The sequence below is a fragment of the Paraburkholderia sp. BR10937 genome (genome assembly GCF_040965695.1).
Taxonomy (GTDB): domain Bacteria; phylum Pseudomonadota; class Gammaproteobacteria; order Burkholderiales; family Burkholderiaceae; genus Paraburkholderia.
In genome coordinates this window covers 98786-107160 of the sequence record NZ_JBFRCL010000030.1, presented here as the reverse complement: position 1 = coordinate 107160, position 8375 = coordinate 98786, and the positions used below count along the sequence as shown (strand labels likewise).

Here is an 8375-nt window from a genome sequence, read left to right as displayed (position 1 = left end):
GCGGGAGCGGCTGAAGTCTCTTCCCAACGAAAAACGACCCGGCCGCGCATGCGACCGGGTCGTCAAGTCCCGCCCCTCGCGTTACTCCGTTCGGTACCTTAAAAAAGACCTTAACTGAACGGCATTACCCCCTTGACGTAGGTCTCGGGGGTTCGCGCTGATCAGTCGGGGTTATAGTCGCGAGCGAGCCAGGCAGTACGCACTCAGAGATCGGTGGCCGCCAGTGTGATGCGCTCGTTGACGAGTAGAGGATATCGATGCTCGATTACGCGAACGAGCCTCGATTTATTGAGCGCAAATGCCAGCATGAGTTGTTTCGGGGACCCGTCCGTCGCACCCAGCTTATCGCAAAGGACCTCGCGAGGGAGTGAATAGGCGCAATATCCCCACCCAAACCGGTAAGCCGAAAACCAGACGGACGAGTCCGCGGCCAGGATGGGCTCGGTGAGGTGAGCAGTTGGCTGATTCATGATTGTTGTACCTCCCACGCAAGCGTCGTTACTGGAAATGCGCCGCTGCTGCGGATGCCGGAATACGCGGCTGGACGGGGAATGCCGTCTTGATCACGCTCACGCGATCGGCCACGCGCCTCGGGTAGTCTCTAGCGCCACCACTATAGCGCAGAAGCGCGTCATGAACGTCCCCATCGGAAGCCTCGATGTAGTCGCGCAGGATCGACGACCCGATGCTGACGTTGGTGCCCGCGTCGGTCAGATCGGAAGCACGAAGCACGATGTCCCTGTGCTGCGACGGCAGGATCTGCATGAGCCCCCTGGCGCCGGCGACACTCACGGCGAAGCGGTCGAAATTCGATTCGACGGCGATGACCGCGAGCAGCAGAATCGGCGAAATCGTGTCGCGTCGTGCAGCTTGCAGCACCGCCTCGCCGATTTTCAGCGCATCGTGCAGGCCGATATGAAACCGCAAGTTCAACATCGTCGCGATGTCTTCGGCTGTCGGTATGCCCTGTGGGACGGCGTCATAGGCGGGTCCGGTCGGCACAACGACCGATGCGTCGGCCCCATAGGTCGTTCCGTTGAACGCACCACCCACCAGGAGCGCCGCCAGAACGAGCGCGCGAAGGCCACGCGAACGAGCGCCTCGCCGATCACCGGGATTGTTGTTCATTTGCGTTAGCGCTTTACTTGTCAAACTCCTTGAAAGGCTACGCCGGTCGACCGAACAATTTCAGAAAAAGATGACGCTCTTACGAAAAATTTGCGTAAACACGCGTGGGCAGAGCGCGGGGACCGCTCAATGCGAAATGCTCTCCAGCGACTTGCCGAGCGTGCGGGGCCCCATCAGGCCGATGGACACCATCACGAGCGCCATCGCCCCCGCGATGAAAACGAACACGCCTGTCACGCCGAACGCCTTGAGCGTAAACGCGATGACGAAGGAACTGAACACCGCCGAGAGACGGCTCCACGAGTAGACGAAGCCCACGGCGCGCGCGCGGACGGCCGTGGGGTAAAGCTCCTGCTGATAGGTGTGATAGGTAAACGAAATGATGTTGCCGGCGAGCGTCAGCAGCACGCCGAGCGTCACGATCGCGACCGCCGCCGACGCCTGGCTGAACAACAGACCGCTCACGATATTGATCGCCGCCATGCCGACGATCACATGCTTGCGCTCGAAGCGGTCGGCAATCCAGTAGCCAAGCAGCGGACCCAGCGGCGCAGCGAGACCGATTACCGTGGTGTACATGAGGCTCGACGTGACCGTAATGCCCTGCTTCACGAGCAACGTGGGCACCCAGTTCGCAAAGCCGTAAAAGCCCACCGTCTGGAAGATATGGAAGACGATGAGCATAACGGTGCGTTTGCCGTACGGCGGCTTCCACATGTCCGCGAACCCCGCTTTGCGCGGCACCGGGTCGGCTGGGCCGACTGCAGGCAGCGGCGCACCGTACTGCCGTGCCACCTTTGCTTCGAGGTCCGCCAATACCGCTGCGGCTTCGTCGGTGCGCCCTTTACTCGCGAGCCAACGCGGACTCTCGGGCAGATTGCGCCGGAAGTACCAGACAAAGAGTGCACTGATGCCGCCCAGCAGCACGACCCAACGCCAGCCATCGAGCCCCAGCGGCGCACGCGGCACCAGAAGCCACGAAAGAAACGCCACGACCGGCACCGCCGAAAAGCCGATCGCCTGGCACACGGCGAACGCCCTGCCGCGCAGGTGTTTGGGCGCAAGCTCGGAGAGGTACGTGCCGATCGTCACCAGTTCGACGCCGATGCCCAGTCCCGAGACGAAACGCCAAAGATTCAGGCCGCTCGCCGTATCCTGGAAGGCCATGACCGTGTTCGCCGCGACGTACCACAGCAGCGACCACGTGAAGATGGCGCGCCGCCCGAAGCGGTCCGCGAGGAAGCCGCACGCGGCCGTGCCGATGAAGAGGCCGCAGAACAGCGCGGCAATGAAGCTCGCCACGCCCGAAGTGCCGAAGAGGCCCGGCGTGGTCGAAGTGAGAATGCCGCTCTTGACCAGACCCGGTGCGACATAACCGGTGAAGAGCAGATCGTACAGTTCGAAGAAGAACCCGAGGCTGAGCAGCAAGATCAGCTTCCATACCGCGCGCGTGGCCGGAAGCCGGTCGAGACGGGCCGATATCGCGCCGTACTGCGCGCTGCCGTCGGCAGCCGCATTTGCATCGACGGGTGTTCCATGGTCAGCGGCCCGCAGATTCGCCGCGCCCTCCAGAATGGCCATGTCTGTCTCCAATGTAGTAGTTCGAATCAATTGTTTGTGGCACCTGGCTCACGGATATCGCGCTTTCAATTCGTCAAATGAAGCGATCTCTCCCGCGAGCGCGCTCGCCGCAACCGTCGGCGGACTCGCGAGCCACACACGGCCAGGCCCCGAGCGCCCCGGGAAATTGCGGTTGATCGCGCTGATCGTGACCTGGCCCGCGTCGACGGATGCCCCCGGTCCGCAATTGGCGCACGCACCGCATGAGGGCTGCAGGAGTATGACGCCCACCTGCTCGAAGGCCGCGATATAGCCGCGTCGCACGCAATAGTCGCGCACGTCGGACGTGCCGAATTGCAGGTAGAGCTTCACGTCTGCAGGTACGCGTAGGCCGCGCGCCGCCGCCCACGCCAGCACTTCGTGGTAGTGGTCGAAGTCTTCGCGCTTGCCCGCCGTGCACGAGCCGCCATAGGCGATGTCGATGCGCGGCCTCGCTTCGAGTTCATGCAGTGCGACGCCGTTGCCGGGGTCGCCAGGCGCGGCGAGCATGGGCGAGAGGTGAGCGCAGTCAATATCGATGACTTCGGCATACACAGCGTCCGGGTCGCTGCACATCCACGGCTCGATGGCGAACTCGATGCCGCGCCGCGCCCGCAAAAAACGTACGGTTTCTTCATCGGGTGCAACGATGCCCGTGAAGCCACCCAGTTCCGCCGTCATGTTCGTGAGCGTCGTGCGCTCGTCAGTGCTCAATCGCGCGACCGCGGAGCCGGCGAACTCGAACACTTTTCCCACGCCTGCGCCGGCGCGAATGCCGGGCTGCGCGAGCAGGTGCAGCACGAGGTCTTTCGCCGTCACACCTGCGGGAATAGAGCCGTGGAAATTCACGCGCAACGACTGCGGCACCGTCATGCGCACCGCGCCCGTCACGAACGCATTCGCCATGTCGGTGGTACCCACGCCGAACGCGAGACACCCGAGCGCCCCGCTATGCGGCGTATGCGAATCGGTACCGACGACGACCTGCCCCGGCAATGCATAGCGCTCGGCCATCATTGCGTGCGAAATGCCCTCGGAGCCTTCGCGAATGCCGCCGTCCAACTCGCTCGAATAGCCGTGATTGCGCAAACCATAGTCGTGCGCGAATTGCCGGTGCGCCGCCGAAAGCTCGCGCACATCGGGCAACAGTCCATTGCGCACATGCAGCTCGCTCTTATGCGAATAGGAAAGGTGATCTTCGAACACCAGTATGGTCTCGGGACCGTGCAGCGAAAGCGGATTGCCGAACGTGGCATGCAGCATGTGCGCTGCCATCCCCGTGTAGTACTCGTGGATGAAACGCCAGTCCGCGCGCACGAAAGCGCCCGCGCCCGGCGTGAGCGAGTCGCCTGTGTGCTCCGTGCGCAATACATGGCGTGCGAGGATTTTTTGCGCGAGTGTGAGCGGTGCGTACTGTGCGCGATGCGTGGCTTGCGCAATTTGCCGCATGGATTGCGCGCCGTATTTCAACAACCCGCCGCTGCGCAGAATCGAAGCCGCAAGGCCGTCGCGGGAGGCAACCAGCTCCTCGATATCGACCGGTTCGCCACGCCGGATGCGCTCGATCAGCCCGAAATCCGTCGACGTGAACAGGCCGATGTTGTCGGCGTTCTGCCGATAAATGCGCTCGAAACTGCGCGCGATGACGAGCCGGATGCCCGCACGGAATTCGGCCAGCGGGCTGTGCTCGCGCGACGATCCCTTGCCGTAGCGATTGCCGGCCACGGTCACGCTGAATCCGCCATTCCGTACGGAATCCATACCAACAGGATTGCGCCCGCCGGCCTGAAAGCCAAGGTAGGGCACGCGGCCGAGGCGATCGTCGAAGCGCGTGAGCACGCTCATCGGCGTGATCTCGTCGGTCGAGACGTCGTCTCTCAATGCGCCCGGCGTCACGCCTTGCAGATCGGCGCCGTTCAATTGCCGCTCGACCTGCTCCGGGTCATTGCAAAGAAACAGTACGCGCCCAGTCGATTCCAGTATTGCCATCCAATTTCTCCTTGAGGGGAAATCTAGACGGCGGCGGGCGGCGCGATGAAGTGCTCGATCGGCAAAGGGGGCATCGCCGCTCGCGATGTCCTCGTTAACCCTCGCGCTGGACGAGCGTGTCGATCAAGGCTTGCACGGCCCGCAGGCGCGGCGACTTGCGCAACGCGTGCAGTTGCAGACTGCGGCTCGTCGCCCAGGGCTCGTCGAGCGGCCGGCGCACGAACCCCGGCGAGCCCGCGAAGGCCGACGCCGCGCTGGTCGGCACGATGCAGATGCCGAGCCGCGCCTCGACCATGCGGCATTGGGCGTCGAAGCTGTTGACCGTCACCGGAATCCTGAGCGGCACGCGCGCAGCGGCAGCGCGCTCCTTGAGGATCTGGTCGAGCGAGCCGCCCGCCTGCAGGGCCACGAGCGGAAAACGCAGCACGTCCTTGAACGTGAGTGCGGACATGGCGGCCAGGTCGTGCTCGGGCGGCAGCACGACCATGAGCGGGTCGTCGGCGAAGTGCCACGAATCCAGCCCGCCGGGAATCCTGGCGCTGGCGGAAATCCCCACGTCCGCGCGATCTTCCATGCAGGCCCGCACGACCTCGTCGCTGATCTGTTCGGTCAGGGCGATCTGCACGAGGGGGTAGCGCGCCTGAAAGACCTTGAGCCGCTCCGGCAGAAAACCAACGATGGCGGACGCGTTGGCGAACAGGCGCACCACACCCGCCACCTCGCCGCTGAGCGACTGGACTTCGCGCGCCAGCGACTGCAACTGGTCGTGCACCGCCACGGCGCGTGAAAACGCGTGACGGCCCGCCTCGGTCAACTCGACGCCCGACGACGAGCGAATGAGCAAGGGCAGCCCCATCGCCGCTTCCAGATCCGCCATGCGGCGGCTCAGTGCCGAAGGCGCGATGTGATTGCGGCTGGCCGCCCGCGCAATGGAGCCTTCCTCCACCACCGAAATGAACAGCTCGAGGCTATAGGGATCGATTCGCATGCCCGCAATAATATCAGCAGAGTCAATTAACGTCCGACCCGATTAAATCAGAAAGGAAATTAAAAGGGAAATATAGACCAAAGAATTAATTACATCCGCACACTTCAGACCGTGCCAGAACTGCCGATATTGCGGGCAATAGCAGGCGAAACACGCAATCCATGCAGTAAGCATTACCTCCTTGATTTGATGTAATTAATACCTTGCTATTGGCGGAAATTGACTAAGTTTCGGTAATTGAAACTGGAGACAATTCGTGTGACATTTTGTTACGTCTGATTTTCACATGTCAGGGGGAATTATCGGTAATATCCGCCGCGCATCTGACTTCAAGCAGTGACTTCGTAATCTTCGTCCGAAAAAATTGCGCACGTCTCCCCTCCTTCAGGGATCCAGCGCAGGGCCGAAATTCCCGACGGGGCAGCCGTAGCGAGGGTGCAATATTTACCCGCGCGAAAGCAAAAGGACAGATACGCAGGTTCGCGCAATAGCGCGAGCCGCGCGGCGCACGTAGCGGGCGCAGGGCTCATCGAGCCGTTGTGCAGCGGCCGTTCGTTAAATCTCATTCTTCAGACCTTAGCCAGCATCTGGGCGCGCATCGCGCACCTTCGCCGGCTGGGCGTCGTTTTGTCTTTTTTTTCTTCGATCGATGAAACTCTTCTATCTCTTGCTGTCGTCGTCGCTATTCCTCGCGGCGTGCGGCGGCGGTTCCGGAAGCTCCGGCACGGAAGCGACCAATGCCTCGGCCACGACACAAAGCGCGAGTGACGCGGCCGCCACGGACGCCAGCGCGAATGCGGCCACCACCACGCGCGGCACGCTGCACTGCGGCTCCGCCGTGAAATCGAGCGCGAGCTCCAGCAGCGAGCTGGTGAGCGCCGATACGCCGACCACGCAGAGCGGCCGTATCTTCGCCTCGGGTACGGCGTTCCCCCTCGCATTCACCACCAATGCACCCGCAGCCGACACGGTGAACTGGTCGATCAGCGACCATCTCGGCAAGGTGGTCACGAGCGGCAGCCTGCGCGTGACGGCAGGCCCGCAGACCACCACGCTGAGCTGCACGTCCACGCTCGCAGGCTACTTTTCCGTGACCGCCAGGCTCGCCACCGCCGGTGGTCAGCTCCCTGAACTGGGCACCCGCCCCGCCGGCACCGCGACCTTCGGCGTGCTGCCCAATCTGGCCGGCATCGTGCCGACGGTGACGTATCCGCATCAGGACCTGCACCGCTTCGGCATGCAAGGCGAAGACGACAACACTTCCGTGCTCTCCTCGCTCGGCATCTCGTGGACCTATGACCACCGCGAGCTATACAACATGGAGCCGAATGGCCCCAACACCTTCAACCCGAACGCCAACAACCTCGACCCGTTCTACACCGCGGGCAACGTGATGCGGCTCGTGCGTCTGGACGGCATCCCCGCCTGGGCGAGCCCGAACGGCGCGTTCGAGGACGAAGCCCTGCCGCCGAGCAACCTCTCGTACTACCAGAACTACATGAGCCGGATCGGTACGGAATCGAACCTCATTCGGACGACTTACTTTCCGAAGCAGGCGTCGAATTACTACCAGCTCACCTGGGAACCGGACGCCCAATGGCAAGGCAATGACACGCAATTCGTGCAGCTCTATCAGGCCGTCTATCAGGGTATTCACTCGACCGATCCACACGCAGTCGTGATGGGGCCGACCGATACGGCGCCGTCCGGCACCGCCGATCACCTCAAGGCCCTCGCGCCGCTCGGCTACGCGCAGGACATCGACGGCGTGACGACGCACGGCTACTACGACATCAACGGCAGCTCGCCTTCGTTCCCGCCCGAGCGTCAGGAAACCGATCCGGCCAACGCGTCCGGCTCGCTGATGGGGCAAATGCGTGCGCTGCGCAGCGAAATGGCGGCTGACTACAAGCCCGGCATGAAGCTGTTCAGCACGGAGCTTGGCATCAGCTACGACAACGGTTCGTCGTACGGTCCCAACTATCCGACCGGCAATATCCTGTACGCACAAGGCGCGGTAGTGGCCCGCAGCCACCTGATCATTCTGGGTGAAGGCGCTGATCAAACCTGGATCTTCTACGGTGCGGACTTCCCGGGCCTCGTGGGCTACGGCACGTTCTTCGATCTCGCCGACGCACAGGGTCAGTATGGCGCGCAGAACATCAGCCCGAAGCCCGCGGCGATGTCCGTCGCGGCGATGACGCGTATTCTCGACGGCTCCAACACGCTCGGTCCGGTGAAGATGACGCCTTCGGGTGTCTACGCCTACGCGTTCCAGCAGCTCAACAACGGCGCGGTCATCACGGCCCTCTGGACGCACAACAACAGCGTGTGGAGCGCGAGCGCCGGCTACAGCTCGACCTATAGCGTGGGCTACAGCCTCGCGGTGGATGCACCCGGCACGAGCGGCACGGTCACCGTGCTCGACGAAATGGGCAATCCGACGACGAAGAACTACACCAACGGCAAGGTCGCGCTGAGCCTGACCGAATCGCCGGTGTATGTGATTTCGCAGAACGCTTCGGTGGCCAGCGCCAATGCGACGCTGCCCACGGGCTACGTGCCGAACTGAGCGAACTGGGCGGCCGCCTGGCCGCACGAAAACGCCGGACCCTGAGGCGCCCGGCCCGCGGACACTGTTCCGCGGGCCGGGCGCCTCTTTCGTACAGGC

At 63.0% G+C, this 8375-nt stretch carries 5 protein-coding genes; 1 reads left to right on the top strand and 4 read right to left on the bottom strand.

From position 1 onward, the window contains the following. Positions 1-498: 498 nt before the first annotated feature. The 4 genes from AB4Y44_RS24330 to AB4Y44_RS24315 form a co-directional block, all read right to left on the bottom strand. Complete coding sequence (locus tag AB4Y44_RS24330; RefSeq protein WP_368701107.1) at positions 499-1128, bottom strand: lytic transglycosylase domain-containing protein; 630 nt, start codon at positions 1126-1128, stop codon at positions 499-501. Positions 1129-1254: 126 nt separating this feature from the next. After that, on the bottom strand, positions 1255-2709 hold the full coding sequence (locus AB4Y44_RS24325; RefSeq protein ID WP_368701106.1) for an MFS transporter: 1455 nt from the start codon (positions 2707-2709) through the stop codon (positions 1255-1257). 48 nt (positions 2710-2757) lie between these two features. After that, positions 2758-4716 (bottom strand): aconitase family protein, encoded by a 1959-nt coding sequence (locus tag AB4Y44_RS24320; protein WP_368701105.1) that lies wholly within the window; start codon positions 4714-4716, stop codon positions 2758-2760. A 94-nt stretch (positions 4717-4810) separates the two neighbouring features. Further along, on the bottom strand, positions 4811-5704 hold the full coding sequence (locus AB4Y44_RS24315; protein ID WP_368701104.1) for a LysR family transcriptional regulator: 894 nt from the start codon (positions 5702-5704) through the stop codon (positions 4811-4813). Positions 5705-6353: 649 nt separating this feature from the next. Here AB4Y44_RS24315 and AB4Y44_RS24310 point away from each other — a divergent pair. Further along, entirely contained in the window at positions 6354-8276 is a 1923-nt protein-coding gene (locus AB4Y44_RS24310) for a hypothetical protein (protein ID WP_368701103.1), read from the top strand. The last annotated feature ends 99 nt before the right edge of the window (positions 8277-8375 follow it).

Coding starts and splice junctions, on each gene's coding strand:
- AB4Y44_RS24310 (WP_368701103.1), top strand. CDS start 6,354: ATGAAACTCTTCTATCTCTTGCTGTCGTCGTCGCTATTCCTCGCGGCG.
- AB4Y44_RS24330 (WP_368701107.1), bottom strand. CDS start 1,128: ATGAACAACAATCCCGGTGATCGGCGAGGCGCTCGTTCGCGTGGCCTT.
- AB4Y44_RS24315 (WP_368701104.1), bottom strand. CDS start 5,704: ATGCGAATCGATCCCTATAGCCTCGAGCTGTTCATTTCGGTGGTGGAG.
- AB4Y44_RS24325 (WP_368701106.1), bottom strand. CDS start 2,709: ATGGCCATTCTGGAGGGCGCGGCGAATCTGCGGGCCGCTGACCATGGA.
- AB4Y44_RS24320 (WP_368701105.1), bottom strand. CDS start 4,716: ATGGCAATACTGGAATCGACTGGGCGCGTACTGTTTCTTTGCAATGAC.